At 51.0% G+C, this 347-nt stretch carries 1 pseudogene; it reads left to right on the top strand.

The features are described from left to right. Window positions 1-13: 13 nt before the first annotated feature. A pseudogene (locus tag BKB51_RS21345) lies at window positions 14-347 on the top strand (hypothetical protein); the annotation flags it as partial.

Raw genomic sequence — 347 nt, 5'->3', positions numbered from 1 at the left:
GATCTCTTGTATCATGTACTTGGTGTGCGGTTACGCCATCATGTACGGCGGCACTTGGTTCCTATCTGGTATCCAAGACGTAGACGTCTCTTCTACTCTAACTGACTTCGCTGGCCGTGAAGGTGGCTTCGAAGGTGGTTCTATCTACTCTGGCGCTTCTGACTTCTTCTTCCAAGTGGTATTCGTTGCAACGGCAATGTCTATCGTTTCGGGTGCGGTCGCTGAGCGTATGAAACTGTGGTCATTCCTAGCCTTTGCGGTAGTGATGACAGGGGTTATCTACCCACTTGAAGGTTCTTGGACTTGGGGCGGTGCCGACGTATTTGGCATGTACAACCTAGGCGACA

It is taken from the genome of Kiloniella majae, from assembly GCF_002118315.1.
Classification (GTDB): Bacteria; Pseudomonadota; Alphaproteobacteria; order Kiloniellales; family Kiloniellaceae; genus Kiloniella; species Kiloniella majae.
The sequence above is the reverse complement of the archived record's forward strand: the minus strand, read 5'-3'. Positions and strand labels throughout refer to the sequence as shown.